This window comes from Ancylobacter koreensis, from assembly GCF_023016525.1.
Taxonomy (GTDB): domain Bacteria; phylum Pseudomonadota; class Alphaproteobacteria; order Rhizobiales; family Xanthobacteraceae; genus Ancylobacter; species Ancylobacter koreensis.
This window is the reverse complement of record NZ_JALKCG010000001.1, coordinates 1,247,611-1,269,462: the sequence shown is the minus strand read 5'-3', so window position 1 is coordinate 1,269,462 and position 21,852 is coordinate 1,247,611. Positions and strand designations below refer to the sequence as shown.

At 68.4% G+C, this 21,852-nt stretch carries 24 protein-coding genes and 1 tRNA gene; 8 read left to right on the top strand and 17 right to left on the bottom strand.

The genetic code is table 11. The annotated features are described in order from the left end of the window. Positions 1-12: 12 nt before the first annotated feature. Positions 13-669, bottom strand: coding sequence for a TetR/AcrR family transcriptional regulator C-terminal domain-containing protein (locus MWN33_RS05865; RefSeq protein ID WP_247199489.1), 657 nt, complete (start codon positions 667-669; stop codon positions 13-15). A 163-nt stretch (positions 670-832) separates the two neighbouring features. Between MWN33_RS05865 and MWN33_RS05860 the strand changes: the two genes are divergently transcribed. Further along, entirely contained in the window at positions 833-1,381 is a 549-nt protein-coding gene (locus MWN33_RS05860) for a DUF924 family protein (protein WP_247199488.1), read from the top strand. Positions 1,382-1,417: 36 nt separating this feature from the next. On the opposite strand, the gene ilvN is transcribed toward MWN33_RS05860, so the two are convergent. Together ilvN and MWN33_RS05850 are read right to left on the bottom strand one after the other, a co-directional pair. Then, positions 1,418-1,933 carry an acetolactate synthase small subunit gene (ilvN, locus tag MWN33_RS05855; protein ID WP_247199487.1) on the bottom strand — a complete coding sequence of 172 codons (516 nt, stop codon included), beginning with the start codon at positions 1,931-1,933 and terminating at the stop codon, positions 1,418-1,420. Positions 1,934-2,091: 158 nt separating this feature from the next. Beyond that, positions 2,092-3,852, bottom strand: a complete 1,761-nt coding sequence (locus MWN33_RS05850) for an acetolactate synthase 3 large subunit (protein ID WP_247199486.1) — start codon at positions 3,850-3,852, stop codon at positions 2,092-2,094. Between the two features lie 328 nt (positions 3,853-4,180). On the opposite strand from MWN33_RS05850, the gene dapB reads away from it, so the two are divergent. The 3 genes from dapB (at position 4,181) to MWN33_RS05835 (ending at position 6,208) form a co-directional block, all read left to right on the top strand. Next, the gene (dapB, locus tag MWN33_RS05845) at positions 4,181-4,996 is read left to right on the top strand and encodes a 4-hydroxy-tetrahydrodipicolinate reductase (protein ID WP_247199485.1); all 816 of its coding nucleotides are present in this window, start codon (positions 4,181-4,183) and stop codon (positions 4,994-4,996) included. A gap of 19 nt (positions 4,997-5,015) precedes the next feature. Then, a complete protein-coding gene (locus MWN33_RS05840) occupies positions 5,016-5,639 on the top strand; it encodes a 2,3-bisphosphoglycerate-dependent phosphoglycerate mutase (protein WP_247199484.1) in 624 nt (207 codons plus the stop codon). 122 nt (positions 5,640-5,761) lie between these two features. After that, positions 5,762-6,208 (top strand): PACE efflux transporter, encoded by a 447-nt coding sequence (locus MWN33_RS05835; RefSeq protein WP_247199483.1) that lies wholly within the window; start codon positions 5,762-5,764, stop codon positions 6,206-6,208. Positions 6,209-6,223: 15 nt separating this feature from the next. Here the strand turns inward: MWN33_RS05835 and MWN33_RS05830 are convergent, their stop codons facing one another. Together MWN33_RS05830 and MWN33_RS05825 are read right to left on the bottom strand one after the other, a co-directional pair. Continuing rightward, entirely contained in the window at positions 6,224-7,108 is an 885-nt protein-coding gene (locus tag MWN33_RS05830; protein WP_247199482.1) for a methylated-DNA--[protein]-cysteine S-methyltransferase, read from the bottom strand. A 74-nt stretch (positions 7,109-7,182) separates the two neighbouring features. Continuing rightward, positions 7,183-7,713: a DUF2244 domain-containing protein gene (locus MWN33_RS05825; RefSeq protein WP_247199481.1), complete on the bottom strand. Its 531-nt coding sequence runs from the start codon at positions 7,711-7,713 to the stop codon at positions 7,183-7,185. A gap of 22 nt (positions 7,714-7,735) precedes the next feature. On the opposite strand from MWN33_RS05825, the gene nth reads away from it, so the two are divergent. Then, entirely contained in the window at positions 7,736-8,581 is an 846-nt protein-coding gene (nth, locus tag MWN33_RS05820) for an endonuclease III (protein ID WP_247199480.1), read from the top strand. A gap of 9 nt (positions 8,582-8,590) precedes the next feature. Here the strand turns inward: nth and MWN33_RS05815 are convergent, their stop codons facing one another. Further along, the gene (locus MWN33_RS05815; protein WP_247199800.1) at positions 8,591-9,256 is read right to left on the bottom strand and encodes a sulfate transporter family protein; all 666 of its coding nucleotides are present in this window, start codon (positions 9,254-9,256) and stop codon (positions 8,591-8,593) included. Between the two features lie 253 nt (positions 9,257-9,509). On the opposite strand from MWN33_RS05815, the gene MWN33_RS05810 reads away from it, so the two are divergent. Next, entirely contained in the window at positions 9,510-10,913 is a 1,404-nt protein-coding gene (locus MWN33_RS05810) for a flavin monoamine oxidase family protein (protein WP_247199479.1), read from the top strand. Between the two features lie 39 nt (positions 10,914-10,952). Here MWN33_RS05810 and pheT read toward each other — a convergent pair whose 3' ends face one another. The 6 genes from pheT to MWN33_RS19000 all read right to left on the bottom strand — a co-directional run bounded on the left by pheT (position 10,953) and on the right by MWN33_RS19000 (position 17,087). Beyond that, complete coding sequence (pheT, locus tag MWN33_RS05805) at positions 10,953-13,358, bottom strand: phenylalanine--tRNA ligase subunit beta (RefSeq protein ID WP_247199478.1); 2,406 nt, start codon at positions 13,356-13,358, stop codon at positions 10,953-10,955. Between the two features lie 9 nt (positions 13,359-13,367). Next, positions 13,368-13,919: a hypothetical protein gene (locus MWN33_RS05800; protein ID WP_247199477.1), complete on the bottom strand. Its 552-nt coding sequence runs from the start codon at positions 13,917-13,919 to the stop codon at positions 13,368-13,370. Next, positions 13,916-15,016, bottom strand: coding sequence for a phenylalanine--tRNA ligase subunit alpha (pheS, locus tag MWN33_RS05795; protein WP_247199476.1), 1,101 nt, complete (start codon positions 15,014-15,016; stop codon positions 13,916-13,918). The genes MWN33_RS05800 and pheS overlap by 4 nt, the downstream gene beginning before the upstream one ends. A 243-nt stretch (positions 15,017-15,259) precedes the next feature. Further along, entirely contained in the window at positions 15,260-15,628 is a 369-nt protein-coding gene (gene rplT, locus MWN33_RS05790) for a 50S ribosomal protein L20 (RefSeq protein WP_013165152.1), read from the bottom strand. A gap of 33 nt (positions 15,629-15,661) precedes the next feature. Next, a complete protein-coding gene (rpmI, locus tag MWN33_RS05785; RefSeq protein WP_152304301.1) occupies positions 15,662-15,862 on the bottom strand; it encodes a 50S ribosomal protein L35 in 201 nt (66 codons plus the stop codon). A gap of 208 nt (positions 15,863-16,070) precedes the next feature. Further along, a complete protein-coding gene (locus tag MWN33_RS19000) occupies positions 16,071-17,087 on the bottom strand; it encodes an SH3 domain-containing protein (protein ID WP_281493573.1) in 1,017 nt (338 codons plus the stop codon). A 271-nt stretch (positions 17,088-17,358) separates the two neighbouring features. Here MWN33_RS19000 and MWN33_RS05775 point away from each other — a divergent pair, with 271 nt between their 5' ends. Further along, positions 17,359-18,165 (top strand): undecaprenyl-diphosphate phosphatase, encoded by an 807-nt coding sequence (locus MWN33_RS05775; protein WP_247199475.1) that lies wholly within the window; start codon positions 17,359-17,361, stop codon positions 18,163-18,165. A gap of 80 nt (positions 18,166-18,245) precedes the next feature. Here the strand turns inward: MWN33_RS05775 and MWN33_RS05770 are convergent, their stop codons facing one another. Next, entirely contained in the window at positions 18,246-19,202 is a 957-nt protein-coding gene (locus tag MWN33_RS05770) for a complex I NDUFA9 subunit family protein (protein ID WP_425531970.1), read from the bottom strand. A 389-nt stretch (positions 19,203-19,591) separates the two neighbouring features. Between MWN33_RS05770 and MWN33_RS05765 the strand changes: the two genes are divergently transcribed. Further along, a tRNA-Leu gene (locus MWN33_RS05765) sits at positions 19,592-19,676 on the top strand. An 8-nt stretch (positions 19,677-19,684) separates the two neighbouring features. Here the strand turns inward: MWN33_RS05765 and MWN33_RS05760 are convergent. From MWN33_RS05760 to MWN33_RS05745, 4 genes are read right to left on the bottom strand one after another with little or no spacing between them, the layout of a single operon-like run. Continuing rightward, on the bottom strand, positions 19,685-20,782 hold the full coding sequence (locus tag MWN33_RS05760; RefSeq protein WP_247199473.1) for a tyrosine-type recombinase/integrase: 1,098 nt from the start codon (positions 20,780-20,782) through the stop codon (positions 19,685-19,687). An 8-nt stretch (positions 20,783-20,790) separates the two neighbouring features. Beyond that, positions 20,791-20,985 carry a hypothetical protein gene (locus MWN33_RS05755; protein WP_247199472.1) on the bottom strand — a complete coding sequence of 65 codons (195 nt, stop codon included), beginning with the start codon at positions 20,983-20,985 and terminating at the stop codon, positions 20,791-20,793. A gap of 3 nt (positions 20,986-20,988) precedes the next feature. Continuing rightward, complete coding sequence (locus tag MWN33_RS05750) at positions 20,989-21,174, bottom strand: hypothetical protein (protein WP_247199471.1); 186 nt, start codon at positions 21,172-21,174, stop codon at positions 20,989-20,991. 1 nt (position 21,175) lies between these two features. Further along, positions 21,176-21,844: a hypothetical protein gene (locus MWN33_RS05745; protein ID WP_247199470.1), complete on the bottom strand. Its 669-nt coding sequence runs from the start codon at positions 21,842-21,844 to the stop codon at positions 21,176-21,178. Positions 21,845-21,852: the final 8 nt, after the last annotated feature.

The window sequence follows — 21,852 nt, the reverse complement described above, 5'->3', positions numbered from 1 at the left end:
AGTCTCCTTGATTCACGCGTTGATCTTGCCCCGGCGCGTCTTTTCCGTGCCGTGGAGGGTGAGAAACTGGTCGGTGGCCCGCGCGGCGTCGCGCTCGATGCCGGCCGGCGGCAGGTCGAGCGCGTCGCCGAGCAGAAGGCGGATCTGCACATCCCGGCCGACAAGGCCGATGAAACTGCGGAAGGCGGTCTCGGTGTCGTCAAAGTCGAGCAGGCCGGCCTCCCGGCCGGCGTCCAGCAGCGGCTTCAGCCGCTCGCCGATAGCGAAGCGCCCGTTCGCCAGCATGATGGCGCCGAGATTGCTGCCGCCGGCACCGGCCTGCGCGATGGCGAAGCGGTTGAGGGCGATGGAGGTGGGGCTGGAGATGACGCCGAGCCAGTTGGCGGCGAAGCGGATGAGGCTGTCGCGCAGCGCGAGTATATCGAGCGTCTGGCGATCGTAATTGCCGGCGCGCACCTTGGAGGCCTGCCAGCGCACGGTGGCGCTGAGCAACCCGTCACGGTCGCCGAACCATTTGTAGAGGCTTTCCTTCGAGCAACTCGCGCGGCGCGCCACCGCCGTCATGGTGACATCGCCGCCGCGCTCGACCATCAGCGCGAGCACGGCGTCGAGAACGGCCTGCTGCCGCTCCGTCAGCGTCTCGCCTTGCAGGTCGATCTGCGTGGTCATTCGAGCGGAAACCGTCCGTACCGTACGTTACGGTTCCGTGTACAGGAGCCCGCCGGCCGGTGCAAGCAAAGACGGCGGCGGTCTGCCCGGCCCTCGACATTTCGGCCGGGCGGGCTATCTCCGTCAGCGTCCTGCCGACCCCACCCGCCGACGGAGACGCGCCATGAGCGAACTGCCCAGCCCCGCCGACATCCTCACCTTCTGGCGCGAGGCCGGACCTACGAAATGGTTCGAGAAGGACGACGCGTTCGACGCGGCGATCCACGCGCGCTTCCTCGCGGCCTATGAAGCGGCCGCCGCCGGGCAGCTCGACGGCTGGCAGGAGACGGCGGAGGGCAGCTACGCGCTGATCCTGCTGCTCGACCAGTTCCCGCGCAACCTGTTCCGCGGCTCGCCGCGCGCCTTCGCCACCGACGAGGCGGCGCGCGCGATCGCGGACCGGGCGGTCGAACGCGGTTTCGACCGCACCTTCGAGCTGCCGGAGCGGCGCTTCATTTACATGCCGTTCATGCATTCGGAGGAACTGGCGGACCAGGAGCGCTGCGTCGCGCTGTGCGAGGCCTCCGACGATGACGAGGGCGTGCACCACGCCGTCGTCCACCGCGACATCATCCGCGACTTCGGCCGCTTCCCGCACCGCAACCCGGTGCTCGGGCGCGCCTCCTCGGACGAGGAGCACGCCTTCCTCGAAGCCGGCGGCTTCGCCGGCTGAGCGTTCCGCGCGGCGGGCCGAGCGCCGCGCCTCGTCTCACATGCCGTCCGGACCGCGCCCGATGGCAGCGACGCCGGTGCGCGAGACCTCGACGAGGCCGAGCGGCTCCAGCAGCGAGACGAACTGGTCAACCTTCTCCGGCTTGCCGGTGATCTCGAACACGAAGCTCTCCAGTGTGGTGTCGACGGTGCGGGCGCGGAAGCTGTCGGCGATCAGCAGCGCCTCCTGCCGGATCTCGCCCTTGCCGCGCACCTTGATGAGCGCGAGCTCGCGCTCCACCGCCTTGCCGACCACGGTGAGGTCGACCACCCGGTGCACCGGCACCAGCCGGTCGAGCTGGCTCTTGATCTGCTCGATGATCGGCGGCGCCCCCGTCGTCACCACGGTGATGCGCGAGAGATGCGAGGCGTGGCTGACCTCCGAGACGGTCAGGCTGTCGATATTGTAGCCGCGCCCGGAAAACAGGCCGACGATGCGGGCAAGCACGCCCGGCTCGTTGTCGACCAGCATGGAGAGGGTGTGGCGTTCGGCGGGCTCGTTGACGGGAGGCATGGGGCACTCTGAAAAGCGGGCAGCTGAAAAGCGGAACAACCATCCTTCCTCATGGCCGGGCTTGACCCGGCCGCCCAGAACTCGGCCGCACCGAGACGCTGGGCCCCCGGGTCAAGCCCGGGGATGAGGGAAAGGAGGCGACGGCGACGGACGCCCCGTCACACCAGCATCTTGCCTTCCTCGTCGATGGCCTCGTCGAGCGCCTCCGCATTGTCGGGCAGGATCATCTCGTTGTGCGGCTTGCCCGACGGGATCATCGGCAGGCAGTTCTCCATCTTGTCGACGAGGCAGTCGAACAGCACCGGCCGGTTGACGCTGATCATCTCGTGAATGGCACCGTCGAGATCGGCCGGGTTCGAGCAGCGGATGCCGACGCCGCCATAGGCCTCGGCCAGCTTTACGAAGTCCGGCAGCGATTCCGAATAGGAGTGCGAATAGCGCCCGCCATGCAGCAGGTCCTGCCACTGGCGCACCATGCCCATATACTCGTTGTTGAGCACGAAGATCTTGACCGGCAGGTTGAACTGCAGCGCGGTCGACATTTCCTGCAGGCACATCTGGATCGAGGCTTCGCCGGCAATGTCGATGACGAGGCTGTCGGGGTGGGCCACCTGCGCGCCGATGGCGGCGGGCAGGCCGTAGCCCATGGTGCCGAGGCCGCCGGAGGTCATCCAGCGGTTCGGCTCCTCGAAGTGGAAGTGCTGCGCCGCCCACATCTGGTGCTGGCCGACCTCGGTGGTGATGTAGACGTCCTTGTCCTTCACCTGATCGTACAGCGCCTTGATCGCCTGCTGCGGCTTGATGATGCGGTCCGACGTCTTGAAGGAGAGCGACTTGCGGGCGCGCCAGCGGTCGATCTGCCCCCACCATGAGGCGAGCGCCTGCCGGTCGGGCTCGGCCTTCATGCCGCGCCAGACGGTGAGGATGTCCTCCAGCACGTGCTTGACGTCGCCGATGATCGGAAGGTCGACCTTGATGTTCTTGTTGATCGAGGACGGGTCGATATCGATGTGGATCTTCTTCGAGTTTGGCGAGAAGGCGTCGACGCGGCCGGTGATGCGGTCGTCGAAGCGCGCGCCGATGCAGACCATGACGTCGCAGTCATGCATCGCCATGTTCGCCTCATAGGTGCCGTGCATGCCGAGCATGCCCAGCCACTGCTTGTCGGAGGCCGGGAAAGCGCCGAGGCCCATCAGCGTCGAGGTGACGGGATAGCCGGACAGGCGGGCGAATTCGCGCAGCAGCCGGCTCGCCTCGGGGCCGGAATTGATGACGCCGCCGCCGGTGTAGAGGATCGGCCGCTTGGCCTTGGCCAGCATCTCGACCGCCGTGCGGATCTTCTCCGGGTCGCCCTTCAGGCGCGGCTGATAGGTGCGGTGCTGGATATTCTCCGGCCCGACATAGGTGCCGCGGGCGAACTGCACGTCCTTCGGGATGTCGACGACGACAGGGCCCGGACGCCCGTTCTGGGCGACGTAGAACGCCTCGTGCATGACGCGGGCGAGGTCGTTGATGTCGCGGACGAGGTAGTTGTGCTTGGTGCAGGGGCGGGTGATGCCGACCGTGTCGCACTCCTGGAAGGCGTCCGAGCCAATGAGATGGGTCGGCACCTGGCCGGTGATGCAGACCAGCGGGATCGAATCCAGCAGCGCATCGGTGAGGCCGGTGACGGCGTTGGTGGCACCGGGACCCGAGGTCACGAGAACGACGCCGACCTTGCCGGAGGAACGGGCATAGCCCTCCGCCATGTGCACCGCGCCCTGTTCGTGGCGCACGAGGATGTGCTTCACCTGATTCTGGTGGAACATGGCATCGTAGATCGGCAGCACGGCGCCGCCGGGATAGCCGAACATGTGCTCGACGCCCTGGTCGATCAGCGCCTGCATCACCATTTCGGCGCCGGTCATCTCGCGCAACATGGTCTTGTTCCTTTTACACTCGTCGTTCGTTTGGTCGGAAAGAAGGTCCAGAAAATCAAAAGGCCCCGTCAGGGGCCATTTTCCGCGCGTCACCGTTAGGCGGAGCAGCCGTCAGGCAAGCTCCGCGGCGACGCGCCGTCCTACGATAAGGATAATTTTCTTGCGCATCGGAGCGCCCTTCCTTCGTAAAGTTGCGCGACCTGTACAGCCACGCGCCGCAGGCGTCAAGCGCGACGCCCACGCTACGCGAAGAATGTAAGACGATCGCGCACTTTTCGTGGCACGGGAAGGCCGCTATACCGCGCCAAGCTTGAGGAGTTCAGCTTCCATGACGCAGATGCGGCTAGTCGTCGTCGGGGCATCGGGCCGTATGGGCCGTGTGCTGATCCAAACCATCGCCGAGGCGCCGGACCTCCTGCTGGTCGGCGCTGTCGACCAGCCCGGCAGCGACTTCCTCGGCCGCGACGCCGGCGAGCTCGCCGGGCTGCCGCCGCTTGGCGTCAAGGTCTCCGACGACCCGCTGACCCTGTTCGCCGCCGCCGACGGCGTGATCGACTTCACCATTCCCGCCGCCACCGTCGCCTATGCCGCCTTCGCCGCGCAGGCGAGGATCGTGCATGTGATCGGCACCACCGGTTTCTCGCCGGAGGAGGACGCGAAGATCGCCGCCGCCGCGCGCCATGCCGCCATCGTGAAGTCGGGGAATATGAGCCTCGGCGTGAACGTGCTGGCCGCCGTGGTGCGGCGCGTGGCGCGCGCGCTCGACGACAATTTCGATATCGAGGTGGTGGAGATGCACCACAACCGCAAGATCGACGCGCCCTCCGGCACCGCGCTGCTGCTGGGCGAGGCGGCCGCGCAGGGGCGCGGCGTGACGCTGGAGGAGAACGGCGTGTTCACCCGTCACGGCGTCACCGGGCCGCGCAAGGCCGGTGACATCGGCTTCGCCACGCTGCGCGGCGGCACGGTGGTGGGTGAGCACAATGTGATCTTCGCCGGCGCCGGCGAGCGCATCGAGCTCGGCCACCGCTCGGAGGATCGCGGCATCTTCGCGCGCGGCGCGCTGGCCGCCGCCCGCTGGGCGCGCGGGCGCAAGCCCGGCCTCTATTCGATGACCGACGTGCTGGGCCTCAACGACTTCTGACCGAACGGAGACCGACCCGATGACCGAACGCCTCCTCGTGCTCGTCCGCCACGGCCAGAGCGAGTGGAACCTGAAGAACCTGTTCACCGGCTGGCGCGACCCGGACCTCACGGCGCTCGGCGTCGAGGAGGCGCTGAAGGCCGGCACGCGGCTGAAGGCCGAGGGCTACCAGTTCGACATCGCCTTCACCTCCAACCTGTCGCGTGCGCAGAAGACGCTGACCCTCGCCCTCGGCGAACTCGGCCAGAGCGACCTGCCCGTGGTGAAGGACATCGCGCTGAACGAGCGCGACTATGGCGACCTCTCCGGCCTCAACAAGGACGATGCCCGCGCCAGATGGGGCGAGGAGCAGGTGCATGTGTGGCGCCGTTCCTACGACGTGCCTCCGCCCGGCGGCGAAAGCCTGAAGGACACGGTGGCGCGCACCCTGCCCTATTACGTCACCGAGATCCTGCCCAAGGTGCTGCAGGGCAACCGGGTGCTGGTGGCCGCGCACGGCAATTCGCTGCGCGCGCTCATCATGGTGCTGGAGAAGCACACGCCCGAGAGCATCATGAAGCGTGAGTTGGCCACCGGCGCGCCGGTGATCTACCGGCTGAAGGCCGATTCCACCGTGGAGAGCGTGGTCGACCTGGCCGGCTGACGCGGCGGATCGACCCGCTGACTTGCCAGCGGCGAGAGCGGACCCATATGAGCGACGTGAAGACGGCTTCCCCCGTTCCGGGAGCGCATCCGGGACGGCCCGACAGTGAAGGGAAGACCGTCATGCGCGGCACCGCCGACCGCATCCGCCACGTCGTCAGCTTCGAGATCATCGCCCTGTCGATCATCACCCCGCTCGGGGCGTGGGTGTTCGGCGTGCCGATGATCGACATGGGAGCCGTGGGCGCGGGCGCCGCACTCATCGCGGCGAGCTGGAACTACCTGTTCAATCTCGGCTTCGACCACGCGCTGGCGCGGCTGCGCGGCTCGGTGCGCAAGACGCTCGCCTTACGCGTGGCGCATGCGGTGCTGTTCGAGATCGGCCTTGTGGCGGTGCTGGTGCCCTTCGTCGCCTGGTATCTCGACATGGGGCTTGTCGAGGCCTTCCTGATGGACCTCGCGCTGGCGGGCTTCTTCCTCGTTTACGCCTTCCTGTTCAACTGGGCCTATGACGTGATCTTCCCGCTGCGCGAGGCGCCCCGGCCGCTCGCCGCCGCCGGGGGCCGGTAGGCGCGGCGGAGTCCCTCACCGCGCTCCGGTGATCTGCCCCGCCTCCCAGCCGAGGATCGCCCGCTTGCGGGTCAGGCCCCAGTGATAGCCGGTGAGATCGCCGTTCTTGCCGAGCACGCGATGGCACGGCACCACGAAGGACATCGGGTTCTTGCCCACCGCCGCGCCGATGGCGCGCGCCGCCTTCGGCTTCTCGACGCAGCTCGCGATGCTGGAATAGGTGGTGGCCTTGCCGAGCGGGATGCGCATCAGCGTCTCCCACACCTTCACCTCGAAATCGGTGCCGATGAAGACGATGCGCAGCGGATCGTCCGGGCTCCAGGTGCCGCGGTCGAAGATGCGCGCCGCGTAAGGGCCGGTCGCCAGCGGGTCCTCGATATAGATGGCGTTCGGCCAGCGCCGGCGCATGTCGGCGAGCGCCTTGTCCTCCTCGCCGTCGTCGGCGAAGGCGAGGCCGCACAGACCGCGCGGCGTGACCATGGCGAGCGCCTTGCCAAACTGCGAGGCGTGGAAGCCGTAACGCACGACGAGACCGGCGCCGCCGGTCTTCCACTCGCCGGGCGACATGGATTCGTGCACCACGAAGAGATCGTGCAACCGGCCGGGACCGGAAAGGCCGAGTTCATAGGCGGCGTCGAGCACATTGTCGGATTCCGACAGCACGCGGCGGGCGGCGTCGATCGTCACCGCCTGCAGGAAGTCCTTCGGGGTCAGCCCGCACCAGCGGCGGAACAGATCGGTCAGCGCGCGCGGATGCACCCCGGCGGCGCGGGCGATCTCCTCGACCTCGGGCTGGTCGCGGAAGCGCAGATTCACATATTCGACCGCCCGCCGGACGATCTCATAATCGGCGGCGGCGATCTCAAGCGGATGGGCGGCGTCGAGATTTGGGGCGAGCACGGGCTTTCTCCTCCTGCTGGACGCCATCCGATCATGCCCCATGAACGCCAGCCACCCGATTTCGACGCGGGCACTCAGAAGGCCGAGCGGGCAACGCCGCGCTTGGCCTCGGCAAGCGCCAGGGCGAGGTTGTCGGCGAGTTCCTCGCGCTGGGCGGTGTGCAGGAAGCCGCCGATCACATAGGGGCGCCCTCGCATCTCCAGCGTCAGGCGTTGCAGGCCGAAATCCTCGTGCAGTTCGCGGTTGAGCCGCGTCCACAAAGGGTTCAGCTCCTCCTCGAACACCGTGCCGTCTGCCGTGACATGGCGCAAGCGGATGAGGCTGGGCGTGACGAGGATTTCCTCACAGGCGCGGGCGGAACGGAAATTCAGCCGGAAGGCCAGCCAGATCGCCAGCACGTCGAGCCCGAACATCCCGAAGACCGGCCAGGCGCCCATCATCAGGAAGGCGACACCGCAGACGAAGCTGATGCCCGCGACGATGAACATGACGATCATGAAGCCGCGCTGGTTCAGCGAGCGGTGCGGCTGGTAGCGCACCGAAAGAAGCGTCGGCTCGGCGGCACATTCCTCGCCGGGGTGCTCGGCAGTCTTGGCAGCGTTCATGGGCCCGCATTATAGGTCAAAAATGGCTGACGGGGACAAGGATTCGTCGCGGCGTAATACGCCCGCGAGCAAGGGCGGCAAGGCCGCCGTGAAGGCCGCCAAGCCGGCCGCGAAGCTGCGCGCCAAGAGCAAGGCCGCCGCGACGCTGGTCGAGCAGGCGCAGGCGCGCCCGGCCCGCCGCCGCGCGGTCGCCAATGCGGCCGCCGCCGCCATGGGCGGCGCCTTCCGCGCGTGGAGCGAAGCGGAGGTCGAGGCGGCGTTTTCGCGCTTCGAAGCGGCCAACCCGGAACCCGAAGGCGAACTCGAATATCACGACCCCTTCACGCTGCTGGTCGCCGTAGTGCTGTCGGCGCAGGCGACCGACACCGGGGTGAACAAGGCGACGCGCGGGCTGTTCAAGGACGCGCCGACGCCGGAGAAGATGGTCGCGCTCGGCGAGGAGGGCGTCGCCGCCCATATCCGCACGCTCGGCCTCTATCGCGGCAAGGCGAAGAACGTCGTCGAACTCTCGCGCCGGCTCATTGCCGAGCACGGCGGCGAAGTGCCGCCCGACCGTGCGGCGCTGGAGGCCCTGCCCGGTGTCGGGCGCAAGACGGCGAATGTGGTGCTCAACATCGCCTTCGGCCTGCCGACCATCGCGGTCGACACCCATCTGTTCCGCGTCGCCAATCGCACCGGCCTGGCGCCCGGCAAGAACCCGCTGGAGGTTGAGCTGGGGCTTGAGCGCGTCATTCCCGACCGCTTCAAGCTTCACGCCCATCACTGGCTGATCCTGCACGGGCGCTACGTCTGCAAGGCCCTGAAGCCGGACTGCCCGCGCTGCCTGATCGCGGATCTGTGCCGCTGGCCGGAAAAGACGCCGGCCTGAGCTTGGCGCTTAATCGGCGCGAAGCGACAGGCGCTTGTGCAGCCGCACCATGAAGAGCGTGGCGAAGATCGGCGTCACGAGGTTGAGAATCGGCACCGACACGATGGCCGCGATGATCAGCCCGCCGAAGAACACGGTGCCCGAGTAATGCCGGCGCATCAGCGCCGCCTCGTCCTCGCCGCGATAGCGCAGCGCCGCGAACTGGAAATATTCGCGGCCGAGCAGATAGGCGTTGGCGACGTAGAACACGACGAGATTGACGCCCGGCACCAGCAGCAGGAGCAGCGCGACAAGGTTCACCGCCAGCGTGACGCCGAAGAAGCGGAGCGTCAGCACCAGCGAGCGGCCGACGGGCAGCGGCCGGCCTTCCGGCTCGCCGGGGAACGCCGTGCGCTCCACCTGCGCCGCCACGTCGTCGACGAACAGGCCGGCGACCAGCGAGGTCACCGGCGGCACCAGGAAGACGGCGCCGATGAGGATGCCGAAGGCGGCGATGATGTCGACGGTGATCTGCGCCCACTGCCAGTCGAGCGCCACGAAATAGGTGAGCGCGTAGTGCGCGCCAATGCCGAGCACGATCAGCAGGCCCACGGCGAGACCGATGGAGCGCAGCAGCACGGGGCGATAGGCCGCCGAAAAGGTCTCGGCGAAGGCGGTGAAGGCGTCGCGCAGCATGAGGCTCCCCATTCGTCGCCCTCTAGGTAAGGCGGGCGGGCGGCCACCTCAAGGCGCGCGCATCATCCACTGGAAACAACGCCGATTCGGCGCTTGCTTTTTACGTGCCGCTTGACGAGTCGCGATTCGTTCCAACGTGAACAAAGCATGATTCGCATACCGGTGCCGTGGCTTGGGACGCCGCCGGGTCGCCCCGGCTTCGCCCTCCCGCCCCGGCGTGCTAGCGTGGCGCCATCCTCTCCGAGTTCGCCGCATGATCCGACCGCCGTTCCCTCCCGGCTCGCTGACGCGCCGCCGCTTCCTCGCCGCCTCCTCCGCCGCGCTGCTGCCGCTACCCGCGCTCGCCCAGTCGGGCGGGCCGGCCGCTTCAGCCCTGCCGTCCGACGTCGATGTCGCCATCGTCGGCGGGGGCGCAGCCGGCATCGCGGCGGCGCGCCGCGTCGCTGCTTCCGGCCGCTCCTATGTGCTGCTGGAGGCGGGCCCGACGCTCGGCGGGCGGGCGCGGACGCGGACGGCCTTCGGCATGAATGTCGACCTCGGCGCCGGCGGCTTTTCCCGCACCGGCGCCACGCTGGCGGCCGGCGCGCAGGCGGATGGCCTCGCCCTCGCGCCCCTTCCCTCCGGCCGCCGGCTGTTCGTCGATGGCCACGAGGCGCGGGAGAGCGCCTATGATGCCTTCACCGCCGCGCTTGGCAAGGCGCGGCGCGACATGCTGGCGGCGGTCGACGGCGGCAAGGACGTCGCGGCCTCGGTGCCATTGACCGCCGCGCCGCCCGCCCCGGCTTCGTCGGCACCCTTGCCGCCCGATATCTGGACCGCGACGGTCCTTCAGCTTCTTGGACCGCTCAGCTGCGGGCGCGCGCTGCCGACTCTTTCCGCGCTCGACCTGTCGCAGCGCGACGCCCCGGTCGACGACCTGACCGCGCCCGGCGGCGTGGGTGCGCTCATCGAGGCGCTGGGCGCGAAGCTCGACGCCCGCACCGACACGCCGGTGACGCTGATCACCAATAGCGGGCGCTTCCATTCCATCACGGTCCGTGGCCAGCGCACGCCGATCCGCGCCCGCGCCATCGTACTCGCCGTGCCTGCGCCCGTGCTGGCGGCGGGCGCGCTGCGCTTCAACCCGGTGCTGCCCGCGCGCTTGACGAATGCCCTGCGCGCCCTGCCCGCCGGCGCGCTGGAACAGGCCGCCTTCCTGCTGCCGGGCAATCCGCTCGGGCTGCAGCCGAACGAGGCGGTGCTTGCCAGGGCCGGCAGGGCACCCGCCGCGCTGCTGCGCGGCCGGATCGGCGGCTCGGACCTGCATGTGTTGACCTTCGCCGACGCGCTGGCGCGCGAGATCGCCGAGAAGGGCGAAGCCTCGGCGCTGAGGCTCGCGCGCGATTATCTGAGCCTCAATTTCGGCCTTGCGGCGGAGCGCGTGAGCGAAGTGGTCTGCTCGCGCTGGGGCACCGATCCGCTGATCCGCGGCGCGCTGGTGGCGGCCTCGCCCGGACAGGGCGGCCAGCGCCGCGTCTTCGCCGATGCGGTGCAGAACCGCATCTTCCTCGCCGGCGAATATGTGCCGGTAGCCGGCTGGGGCACGCTCAGCGCCGCGTGGACCTCGGGCGAGGCGGCCGCCGGCCGTGCGCTCGCGCTGCTCGGCGGGCCGGCGTAAGGCCGAAAACCCGCCGTCGGGGCGCCGAGGCGTCCCGCCTCAGCCGCGCAGCGTCGCGCCGGTCTTGCGGGTGACTTCGGCGACGATCCGGCCCGCCACCGCCTCGATCTCGGCGTCGGTCAGTGTCTTCTCGCGCGGCTGCAATGTGACCGAGAGCGCCACCGACTTGGCGTCGGCGTCGATCCCCGGCCCCTCATAGACGTCGAACACGTTCACCGCCGTGATCAGCTTACGGTCGACGCCGGCAGCCGCCTTGAGGATGTCGCCGGCCGCGACTGAGCGCGCGACCACGAAGGCGAAGTCGCGCTCCACCGGCTGGAAGGCGGAAAGTTCCAGCAGTGGCTTCACCCGCGTCGCCTTGGCCTTGGGCTCGGGCACGCGGTCCAGCAGCACCTCGAAGCCGACCAGCGGGCCTTCGGCATCGAGAGCCTCCAGCGCTGAAGGGTGCAACTCGCCGAAATGGCCGATGACGTTCGGGCCGAGGCGGAAAGTGCCGGAGCGGCCGGGATGGAACCAGCCCGGCGCGTCGGTCGAGATCTGGAGATTGGCGACCGGCGCCCCGACGGCGGCGAGCACGGCCAGCGCATCCGCCTTGGCATCGAAAGCATCGACGGCGGTCGCCCTGCCCGCCCAGTGCCGGCCCGCGCCTGTCGGCTTGGCGAAGGCGCGGCGGATGGCCGTGGCGGCGATGAACTGGTCCTGCGGGCGCTCACCCTTGAATACCTGCCCCACCTCGAACAGCGCGACATCGCCAATGCCGCGATCTGCATTGGCCTGGGCCGAGCGGACGAGGCCCGGCAGCAGGCTCGGGCGCATGTCGGAGAGGTCCGAGGCGATGGGGTTGGCGAGCGCCAGCTCCGGCTGGCCGCCGCCGAACAGCTCCGCCTGCGCCTTCGGCACGAAGGACCAGGTGACGGCTTCCACGAGGCCGCGTGCCGCCAGCGCGCGCTTCGACTTGCGGGTGCGGAGCTGGAGCGTGGTCAGCACCGGCTTGCGGGCATTCTCGTCGCGCGGGAAGGGCGTGGAGGGCACGCGGTCGAGACCGACGATGCGGATGACCTCCTCCACCAGATCGGCCTTGCCCTCGATGTCGCCGCGCCAGCTCGGCGGGGTGACGCGCACCGTGCCGGACGTGCCCTCGACCGCGAAGCCGAGCTTGGCCAGCGTCCCGACCTGCTCGGCGTCGCTGGCGACCAGCCCGGTCAGCTTTTCGGTCAGCGCCAGCGGGAAGTCGATCACCCGCGTGGTGTCCGGAATCGCACCGGCGAGCACGATCTCGGAGGGCTCGCCGCCGCACAGGTCGAGAATGAGCTGCGTCGCCAGCTCGACGCCCGGCACGGTGAAGGCGGGGTCGACGCCGCGCTCGAAGCGGAAGCGGGCGTCGGAGTTCAGCCCCAGCCGGCGGCCGGTCTGGGCGATGTTGATCGGCTCCCACAGCGCCGATTCCACGAGCACGTCGGTCGTGCCCTCGTCGCAGCCGGATTCTTCGCCGCCCATCACGCCGGCGAGCGATTCCACGGCCTTGTCGTCGGCGATGACGCAGATGCCGGAATCGAGCGCATAGGTCTTGCCGTCGAGCGCCAGCAGGCTCTCGCCGTCTTTCGCCGGGCGCACGACGAGATTGCCGTGAACCTTGGCGGCGTCGAAGACGTGCAGCGGGCGGTTGCGGTCGAAGGTAAGGAAGTTGGTGACGTCGACCAGCGCGTTGATGGGACGCAGACCGATGGCCCGCAGCTTGGCCTGCAGCCATTCCGGCGAGGGACCGTTCTTCACGCCGCGCACGAGCCGCAGCGCGAAGGCCGGGCACGGCGCGCCGGGCTCGATGGCGACGGAGACCGGGCAGGGATACAGCCCCTTCACCGGCGCAATCGGCGTCTCGATCAGCGTGCCGATGCCGGCGGCGGCGAGGTCGCGGGCGATACCGTGGATGCCCAGCGCGTCGGCGCGGTTCGGCGTGACCGCAATCTCGACCACCGGGTCGTCGAGGCCGATCCAGTCGACATAGCTGGCGCCGACCGGCGCGTCTTCGGGCAGGTCGATGATGCCGTCATGGTCCTCGGAAAGCTGCAGCTCGGCGGCCGAGCACAGCATGCCCCGGCTCTCGACGCCGCGGATGCTGCCGATTCCGAGCGTCATGTCCTTGCCGGGGATATAGGTGCCGGGCGGGGAGAACACGCTCTTCATGCCCGTGCGTGCGTTCGGCGCGCCGCAGACAACCTGCACCGGCTCGCCGGTGCCGGTGTCGACCATGCAGACGCGCAGCTTGTCGGCGTTCGGATGCTGAACGGCGGAGACGACATAGGCGATGGTGAAGCCCTTGAGCTTCGCCGCCTTGTCCTCGACGCTTTCCACTTCCAGCCCGATACGGTTGAGCGCGCCGGTCACATCGTCGAGCGCATAGTCGCCGGAGAGATGCTCGCGCAGCCAGGAGAGGGAGAATTTCATCGGACGGCCCTATCGTTCTGCTTGTTCGTTACTCGGCGCATCACTGGCCCACTTGTAACCCTTTTCGGCCGTGCCATCGCCGAACCAGGGGAGAGCGACGTCATCAGCGGCCACAAGGAACTCAATTCCGATATTGCGCTTCTTCACCATGTCTCGATCAGACTTGCGGTAGTCGAGGATCTTGCCCTGGCGGTAGGACATCGCGGCGTGCGAGCTGTGCAGCGCCACTTTGCCGCCGGCCTTCATACTCTTGATGACCTCGTCTTCGGACACGATCCACAATCCTGTCCAGAAAAAGCCCTCGCCATCGGCGGTAACGCCGCGGTCGTTCTCGCAGACGAAATGGAATTCCAAGACGACATCGCGCGCGGTACGCTTGCCCACTGGAGAAGAGGAAGTCGCTGGCTTCTTCGCCACGCCGACTCGCCCGGCGAGAGTCTCGCCGCAGAGTGCCGCCAGTTCCGAGGCCCCACGCGCCTGCGCATTGGCAAGAAGCTGCTTGAGCTGCGCCGTCTCCATGGCGGCAAGCCGCTCGGCCGTCCAGATGGGAGCCTTGCTCACGTGCTCAGCCCGCCCGCCAGTGTCGGGAAGTCGAGCGGGCGGAAGCCGTAATGGGCTAGCCAGCGCACATCCGCCTCGAAGAAGGCGCGCAGGTCCGGCATGCCGTACTTCAGCATGGCGATGCGGTCGATGCCCATGCCCCAGGCGAAGCCCTGATACTCGTCCGGGTCCAGCCCGCAATTGCGCAGCACGTTCGGGTGCACCATGCCGCAGCCGAGGATCTCCAGCCAATCGGAGCCCTCGCCGAAACGGATTTCGCCCGGGCGCGAGCGGTCGCACTGGATGTCGACCTCCATGGAGGGCTCGGTGAAGGGGAAGAAGGACGGGCGGAACCGCATCTTCACATTGTCCACCTCGAAGAACGCCTTGCAGAACTCCTCCAGAATCCACTTCAGGTGGCCGAGATTCGACCCCTTGTCGATGACAAGCCCCTCCACCTGATGAAACATCGGCGTGTGGGTCTGGTCGCTGTCCGAGCGATAGGTGCGGCCCGGGCAGATGACGCGGATCGGCGGCTTCTTGGAGAGCATGGTGCGCACCTGCACCGGCGAGGTGTGGGTGCGCAGCACGAGGCGCGAGCCGTCCTCCTTGGTGGGGAGGTAGAAGGTGTCGTGCATCTCGCGCGCCGGGTGTCCCTCCGGGAAGTTCAGCGCGGTGAAATTGTGGAAATCGTCCTCGATGTCCGGCCCTTCCGCCACCGAGAAGCCCATATCGGCGAAGATGGCGGTGAGCTCGTCGATCACCTGGCTGATCGGGTGCAGGCGGCCGGCCTCGGCGGGCGTCTCGCGCACGGGAAGCGTGACGTCGACGCGCTCGGTCTCAAGGCGTTTCGCCAGCGCGGCGGCCTTGAGGTCAGTGCGGCGGGCACTGAGCGCCTCGTTCAGCCGGTCGCGCAGGCCGTTGATGGCGGGGCCGGCGCTCTTGCGCTCCTCCGGGCTCATGCCGCCGAGGCTCTTCAAGAGCTCGGAGACCGAGCCCTTCTTGCCGAGCGCGGCGACACGGATCGCCTCCAACTCCGCCTCGTCGGCAGCGGCGGCGATGGCGGCGAGGAGGTCGGCCTCGAGCGAGGCGAGATCGGGAAGGGCGGCGACGGACATGACGGCTCCTCGGTACTAAGCGGCGTCATCCCCGGGCTCGGCCCGGGGATCCACGTTTTCCGCCGCTTCGCGGCGCGCGGGGAAGGCGTGGATGGCTGGGACAGGCCCGGCCATGACGTTGTCAGGCATGAGCTGCGGCGGCTTATAGCGAGCCATACGCGGCGCGCAAAGCCACCAACGAGAAAAGCCCCAACGCTCGCGCGCGGGGCTTTCCAGCTTTCGGTCCCGGCGGTTCGGGAAAGATCAGGCGGCCTGCTTTTCCAGCGCGGCCTTGGCCTGCTCGACCAGCGCCGCGAAGGCGGCGGGCTCATGGATGGCGATATCCGAGAGCACCTTGCGGTCGACCTCGATCCCGGCCTTGCCGAGACCGTCGATAAATCGGCCATAGGTGAAGCCGAGCTCACGGGTCGCGGCATTGATGCGCTGGATCCAGAGCGCGCGGAAATTGCGCTTCTTCACCTTGCGGTCGCGATAGGCGTACTGCTGCGCCTTCTCGACGGCCTGCTTCGCGACGCGGATGGTATTCTTGCGGCGGCCGAAATAGCCCTTCGCCGCCTTGAGCACTTTCTTGTGCTTGGCGTGGGAAGTTACGCCGCGCTTGACACGTGCCATGGGAGTCTCTCCTGGAACTGGCTAAGGGTGGCGTCAGCCGTTGGGCAGATAGAACTTGCGAACGTTGAAGGCATCACGCTCGGACATGACCGTGGTGCCACGCTGGTCGCGGATCTGCTTGTTGGTGCGCTTGATCATGCCGTGGCGCTTGCCCGCCTGGGCCATGATCACCTTGCCGGTGCCGGAGAGCTTGAAGCGCTTCTTCGCTCCGGACTTGGTCTTCATCTTGGGCATTTGGCTCGATCTCCACGGCCGGCAGTTTCCCCGAAGGGACATCCGGCCCAATCTAGTGTGAGCGTTCGAACCGCCACGGCAGCCCTTTTAGCCGGGCGGTTCTTGAAGGCCGCACCCTCTACAGGAGCGGGCCGATTATTTCAAGAGCGCGACAGCCCGGCGTCCCGCGCGAAACAGGCGGGGCGCCGGGCCGGCTCGTCTCGCATCCCTACCGCGGGGGCGGACAGGGGGTGTTCGGCGGGCACTGCGGCGGACGGCCGCCCTGCTGCGGGGGGCTCTGCCCCTGCCCGGGCTGCCCCTGCGCCGGCTGCCCCTGAGGCGGGCGCCCCATGCCCGGCTGGCCGCCGGCTCCGCCACCACCGCCCTGCCAGCCGCCGCCCTGCGGCGGCTTCTGGCCCTGCGGCCATCCCTGGGGCGGCCTGCCGCCCTGAGACGGCCCACCCTGAGGCGGCTTGTAGCCGGGACCGCCCGGACCACCGCCACCCTGCCAGCCGCCCTGTGGCGGCTTCTGGCCCTGCGGAGGCTTGTTGCCGCCATATTGCGGCGGCTTCAGGCCGTCCGGCCAGCCCGGCGCCTGCGGCATCTTCGGTGGCTTGTTGCCCGGCCAGCCGCCCGGAGGCGGCTTCGGCCCGCCAGGACCGCCCCAGCCGGGACCGCCCGGATTACCGGGACCGCCGGGCCCCCAGCCGCCGGGAGGAGGCTTGGGGCCACCCGGACCCCAACCGCCGGGGGGCGGCTTCGGCCCGCCGGGACCACCCCAGCCGGGACCGCCCGGCCCCCACCCGCCCGGAGGCGGCGGACCCCAACCGCCGGGAGGCGGCCGGCGCGGCGGCGGCGGCGGGCCCCAGCGGTCATAGGTCGAGTACCACGGCCGGCCGCGATAGTAGCGGCCCCAGTAGTCGTTGAAGCTGAAGGCGATGATCGGCACGCCGATGGTAGGGGCGTAGTCGTAGAACTCGACCCGCCGGCCACGGTAATCCGCCTCGATATAGCGCGCGGCTACCCAGCCGCGCACCTCGTCCCAGGCAACGTCGCACCAGCTGTAGTCCTGCAGGCAGCCGAAGATCTCGAGCGGCGTGCCCTCGCCGAGCACCACCACCGGCGGATATTCGGTGCCGGGTCCCGCCCGCAGGTTCACATTCGTCGTGACGAACCCGCGATCCTGCGCGAACGCAGAACCGCCGAGCGCCAGCACAAGCAGGGCGCCCGCGAAAACACTTCTCATGAAAGACTCCCAAACGTTGCCGTAACCGGACAACGCCGACCGGGGACCAATGGAACCACCATCTTGGGCGGATTCATGTTGGCGGCGTGACGCAGCGGAGCCCACCGCGAAATTCGGTGTCCGCCTCCATCCGGCGAGGCGTGCCGGCCCGCCTTCCATTGCGTCACGTTGATCGCGGCCCGCGAAGCAGACAGGATGCGCCCGCCCGCGTTCCCCTCGCTCGCCCTTCTTCCCCTTCGCCCGGCGCGCCCCTCTCCCACGGACCCCCATCATGTCGTTCGGCACCCTGCTCGAAGCCTTCCTTCTCGGCCTGCTGGAAGGCTTCACCGAGTTCCTGCCCGTCTCCTCGACGGGCCACATCCTGCTTGCCGGGCATTTCCTCGGATTCGAGAGCCAGGGCAAGGTGTTCGAGGTGGTCATCCAGCTCGGCGCGATCCTCGCCATCGTGGTCGCCTATTTCCACCGTTTCCTGCACGTGCTGCTGACGCTGCCCTCCAGCCCGCGCTCGCGCAACTTCGTCATCGGCATCCTCATCGCCTTCCTGCCGGCGGCGGTGATCGGCGCGCTGGCGCACGGCTTCATCAAGAGCGTGCTGTTCGAATCGCCGGCGCTGATCTGCGTGATGCTGATCCTCGGCGGCATCGTGCTGTTGTGGGTCGATACCCTCAAGCTCAAGCCTGTGCATGACGACGCCATGGCTTTTCCCCCGCTGCTGGCGCTGAAGATCGGCTTCATCCAGTGCCTCGCCATGATCCCCGGCGTCTCGCGCTCGGGTTCCACCATCGTCGGCGGGCTGCTGCTCGGCGCCAGCAAGCCGGCAGCGGCGGAATTCTCGTTCTTCCTCGCCCTGCCGACCATGACCGGCGCCTTCGCCTACGACCTCTACAAGAACCGCGACGCGCTGAACTCGGACGACGCGCTCCTCATCGCCGTCGGCTTCGTCGCCGCCTTTATCGCCGCCATCACCGTGGTGCGCGGGCTGATCGCCTTCGTCTCCCGTCACGGCTTCACGCCGTTCGGCTGGTGGCGCATCGCCGTGGGCGGCGTCGGCCTCGTCGCGCTTGCGCTGGTCGGCTGAGCGCCGAAGAACTGCGTGCCAACAAAAAGGCCGCCGGGGCGGTAGCGCCGGCGGCCTTGCATCTCGTATGCGCTCCCAGCTCAGGCGGCTTCCGGCTTGGAGAACTGGCCGGCCTTGCGGTAGCGCCAGAGATAGCCGGGCAGGATGGCGCCGAGCGCCGTCGGCTGGATGCCGAGCCCTTCGAGCGTCCGCCCCTCCGCCTTCGCCGCCTCGGATACGATGTTGTCGTAGCGCAGCAGCCGCACCTGGTCGGTGGTCAGCAGCGGATTCGGCAGGATTTCGAGGATGCGGGCCTGCAGCGCGGCGATAGCGTCCGGCACCGGCACCAGCAGGCGCTTGCGGCCGATCTCGGCCAGCGTCAGTTCCAGAAGCTGCTTGAAGGTGAACACCTCCGGCCCGCCGAGTTCATAGACCGTGCCCGGCCGCGCCAGCCCGTCCACCGCCTTGGCGAAGGCGTTCGCGACATCGCCGACGAAGACCGGCTGGAAGCGGGTCGCGCCGCCGCCGATCAGCGGCAGCACAGGCGAGAGGCGCGAGAGGGCGGCGAAGCGGTTGAAGAACCCGTCCTCCGGCCCGAACACGATGGAGGGGCGGAAGATCACAGCTTCCGGCACCGCCGCCAGCGCGGCCGCTTCGCCCGCCGCCTTGGTCTTCGCGTAGACGGCGTCCGACTGCGCATCGGCGCCGATGGCCGAGCCGTGGATCAGCCGGGCGCCGACTTCGCGCGCCGCCAGTGCCACCTGCCGCGCGCCGAAATCCTGCACCGCCTCGAAGCTCTGACGCCCGCTCTCATGCAGGATGCCGACGAGGTTGATCACCACCTCGGCGCCTTCCGCCGCGCGCAGCACGGAGGCGGGGTAGCGCAGATTGGCCTGCACCGGCATGATCTGGCCGACCGCGCCGAGCGGCTGGAGATGGCCGGCGAGATCGGGACGGCGCACCGCGACGCGCACGCGCCAGCCGAGCCTGGCCAGAGCGCGCACCACGTGGCGGCCGACGAAGCCCGAGCCGCCATAGACCGTCACCAGCCGCTCCATCGGCGCGGCGCGCTTCAGCAGTTCGCCCTCGCTCTCCAGCGGCAGCTCGTTGGATTCGGCGGCGTCGACCATCGGTTCTCTCCCGGCCCGGATTGGCATGCCAGACGATTAGCGCGCCGCCGCCCCAGCGTCCATAGGTGAGGCGCTCCTGCGCCCGGCTGGGCCGTCGCCGGGCGCTAACGGGTGTATAGTGGGCAAAGCTACGCCCCGGCTCACGGCGCGCAGCTCCTTTGGCCGCTCCCCCGGACAGGGAGGCCGATGCCGGGAGGGCGATGCCGGGGCCCTGTCCAAAACATTTCCACTGCCGGATGGCCTCGTGAGCGAAAGGCGCGTTGACAAGTGCGAGGCCGCCCGACTATGTGTCGCCGCCGTGCCCGCAAGGCGCACGTGCCCAGGTGGCGGAATTGGTAGACGCGCTGGTTTCAGGTACCAGTGGGTAACACCGTGGAGGTTCGAGTCCTCTCCTGGGCACCACTCATTTTCTAATCTCCTGCTTTAGCAGACGTTTTCGGTTTCCCGCCCGCACTTTTCGGCTTGGTGCGGGCGTTTTTGTTCTTGGGTTGTTTCGGCAGCAGCAGCTTCGCAGCCTCGCTGGCCAGCCGCTTCCGGTCCGCGGCGCGCGTGTAATGGGTCGCCATCTTGCCCGTCGTCCACCCGAACAAGGCCATCAGCTGACGATCCGTAGCGCCGTTCTCCGCCGCCCTCGTGGCACCTGCCTTGCGCAGGCCATGAGCTGAACCCGGGCATGCGGCCGCTCGGCAGGCCTTCTTGAACCAGTTGCCGAAGCTCTCCTTGACGAAGGGCTGGCCGCGCTCGGTAACGAGAAACGCCAGATCCCCCGTCCTGGTGGCCTCGATGGATTTGGCGAGGGGCGGCAGCACGGGCAGCACCACCACCTCGCTGGTCTTCTCGGTGCGGAGCGTGATCAGGCCCTCGCGCACATGCTGTCGGCCGAGCTTCACCACGTCGCCACGGCGCAGTCCCGTATAAAGAAGAAGGTCGAAGGCGAGACGCTGCCGCGAACCGAGAGGCCATTTGGCCTCGAAGCGGGCGGCCTCCTCGTCGGTCCAGGTGTGGAAGCCGACCTCGTCATTGGCGCCCTTCAGCAGCTTGACGCCGATGCACGGGTTCACCTTCACCAGCTTGCCGTCGCCCGCCGCCCAGTCGAACAGCCCGCGCATCGCCTTGAGGAAGTTGTTCGCCGCGTGCGGTCTGTCCTGCCGGCGTTCGCGCCCGAGGATGATGGTCTTCTGCGTGATGTCGGCGAAGGCAACGTCGCCGGCGCTCTCCAGCACCTGGCGATAGATGTTCTCGCGCTGCCGGCGCGTGGCCACCGAGAGCCGCGCCCATGCCGAGCTCGCCCGGTAGCGGTCGATCGCCCAGCGCAGCGAGCCGGCTTTCGGCCCCTTCTTCTCCGGTGCCGCACCCTCGATCGCTGCCCGGTACTGCGCCCAGAACTCTTGCGAATCGTATTCGGCCGTCAGCCGAACGCGCGGGCCATGTTGCCGGCGCACATACCAGCGGAACACACCATGGCGGTTCTTTTCGTGATGGAGATAGGGCGGGCGCTTCTTCGGCATTCAGTGCCTCACAGACGGATTTCGCTGCCGTCGCGCTCCGGCTCCATCTTCGGGGCCGCGCGCTTGGCATCGAGCGGCGCGATGATGATCGTCCCGTCCGGCCGCATCTCGACCTGCGCCATGTCCTGCATGCCGGCCGCGCGCACCGCCCTGAGGGCGCGCGCGAGATCGGCCTGGGTATGACGGGCAGGCGTGCGGGACATACGTCAACCCTTTCGGTCGCGCTTCAGCGCCTCGATGTCTTTGCGGTCCACCTCGAGCGGCGAGGTCCGGCCGCCCGCACAGCCCTTGCGGAGTGGGAGGTTGGGCTTCATGCGGTGGAGGGTGGCCACGGAGACCCGCAGCTCGTAAGCGATCGCCTTGGCGCCGCGAATGATTTCGGAAGAGGCCATGCTACCGCCCCTCCCCAGCCACCCGACGATCACCGGGGATGAACATGCTTCCATAAGCGAACGCATAGAAGCGGCGGATCGGCCCACGGACCTCAACGACGATCTCGCCGTTTGCCGCGGCGGCGCAGAGCTTCTCCTTCAGCGCCTGAAGCGGATCAGAGATTGGTCCATGACCTTCCGGAAGGTCGAGACGATCACGCTCAGCCTGCCATCGAGGACCCCACTCCTTGACGTGCAGGTAGGAGTCATGCAGCGCTTCTGCATTGAAGTTTCTCTGCGGATCGAAGCACCAGAAGGCCACCGCATCGATCGGCTCGGCGCCAAACCATGGTTCCGCCAGCACGTCAAACTCTGTTCCTTCCAGCCATTCCGCAGGGTGGGAGATGACGCTAGTCGCAATAGCCAGGCGGTGGTGATCGGCGCCGTTGATCGCGAGTGTCAGACGCCGATGAATGAAATCGGCTGCGACGTCATGCGGGATGCCGCGCATCACGCATGCCTTCATGAGTGTGTATTCGATTCCGTTGATCAGCGAGTACCGAGCCGATTTGCCAGGCGCGTCATTATCCATCGGGAACTTGAGATACTGGCGCCAACCAAGGAGTTCCCCGCGTGACGCACCGGTGGCTTCCTGAAGATCTGCCGAGCGAATAAAAGTGGGTTTGGACATGTTCGCCT

Coding starts and splice junctions, on each gene's coding strand:
- nth (WP_247199480.1), top strand. CDS start 7,736: ATGGCTGACGGGGACAAGGATTCGTCGCGGCGTAATACGCCCGCGAGC.
- MWN33_RS05825 (WP_247199481.1), bottom strand. CDS start 7,713: ATGAACGCTGCCAAGACTGCCGAGCACCCCGGCGAGGAATGTGCCGCC.
- MWN33_RS05775 (WP_247199475.1), top strand. CDS start 17,359: ATGTCGTTCGGCACCCTGCTCGAAGCCTTCCTTCTCGGCCTGCTGGAA.
- MWN33_RS05835 (WP_247199483.1), top strand. CDS start 5,762: ATGCGCGGCACCGCCGACCGCATCCGCCACGTCGTCAGCTTCGAGATC.
- rpmI (WP_152304301.1), bottom strand. CDS start 15,862: ATGCCCAAGATGAAGACCAAGTCCGGAGCGAAGAAGCGCTTCAAGCTC.
- MWN33_RS05850 (WP_247199486.1), bottom strand. CDS start 3,852: ATGTTGCGCGAGATGACCGGCGCCGAAATGGTGATGCAGGCGCTGATC.
- rplT (WP_013165152.1), bottom strand. CDS start 15,628: ATGGCACGTGTCAAGCGCGGCGTAACTTCCCACGCCAAGCACAAGAAA.
- MWN33_RS05760 (WP_247199473.1), bottom strand. CDS start 20,782: ATGCCGAAGAAGCGCCCGCCCTATCTCCATCACGAAAAGAACCGCCAT.
- MWN33_RS19000 (WP_281493573.1), bottom strand. CDS start 17,087: ATGAGAAGTGTTTTCGCGGGCGCCCTGCTTGTGCTGGCGCTCGGCGGT.
- MWN33_RS05860 (WP_247199488.1), top strand. CDS start 833: ATGAGCGAACTGCCCAGCCCCGCCGACATCCTCACCTTCTGGCGCGAG.
- ilvN (WP_247199487.1), bottom strand. CDS start 1,933: ATGCCTCCCGTCAACGAGCCCGCCGAACGCCACACCCTCTCCATGCTG.
- MWN33_RS05750 (WP_247199471.1), bottom strand. CDS start 21,174: ATGGCCTCTTCCGAAATCATTCGCGGCGCCAAGGCGATCGCTTACGAG.
- MWN33_RS05755 (WP_247199472.1), bottom strand. CDS start 20,985: ATGTCCCGCACGCCTGCCCGTCATACCCAGGCCGATCTCGCGCGCGCC.
- MWN33_RS05770 (WP_425531970.1), bottom strand. CDS start 19,202: ATGGAGCGGCTGGTGACGGTCTATGGCGGCTCGGGCTTCGTCGGCCGC.
- MWN33_RS05810 (WP_247199479.1), top strand. CDS start 9,510: ATGATCCGACCGCCGTTCCCTCCCGGCTCGCTGACGCGCCGCCGCTTC.
- MWN33_RS05865 (WP_247199489.1), bottom strand. CDS start 669: ATGACCACGCAGATCGACCTGCAAGGCGAGACGCTGACGGAGCGGCAG.
- MWN33_RS05815 (WP_247199800.1), bottom strand. CDS start 9,256: ATGCTGCGCGACGCCTTCACCGCCTTCGCCGAGACCTTTTCGGCGGCC.
- dapB (WP_247199485.1), top strand. CDS start 4,181: ATGACGCAGATGCGGCTAGTCGTCGTCGGGGCATCGGGCCGTATGGGC.
- MWN33_RS05840 (WP_247199484.1), top strand. CDS start 5,016: ATGACCGAACGCCTCCTCGTGCTCGTCCGCCACGGCCAGAGCGAGTGG.
- pheT (WP_247199478.1), bottom strand. CDS start 13,358: ATGAAATTCTCCCTCTCCTGGCTGCGCGAGCATCTCTCCGGCGACTAT.
- pheS (WP_247199476.1), bottom strand. CDS start 15,016: ATGTCCGTCGCCGCCCTTCCCGATCTCGCCTCGCTCGAGGCCGACCTC.
- MWN33_RS05745 (WP_247199470.1), bottom strand. CDS start 21,844: ATGTCCAAACCCACTTTTATTCGCTCGGCAGATCTTCAGGAAGCCACC.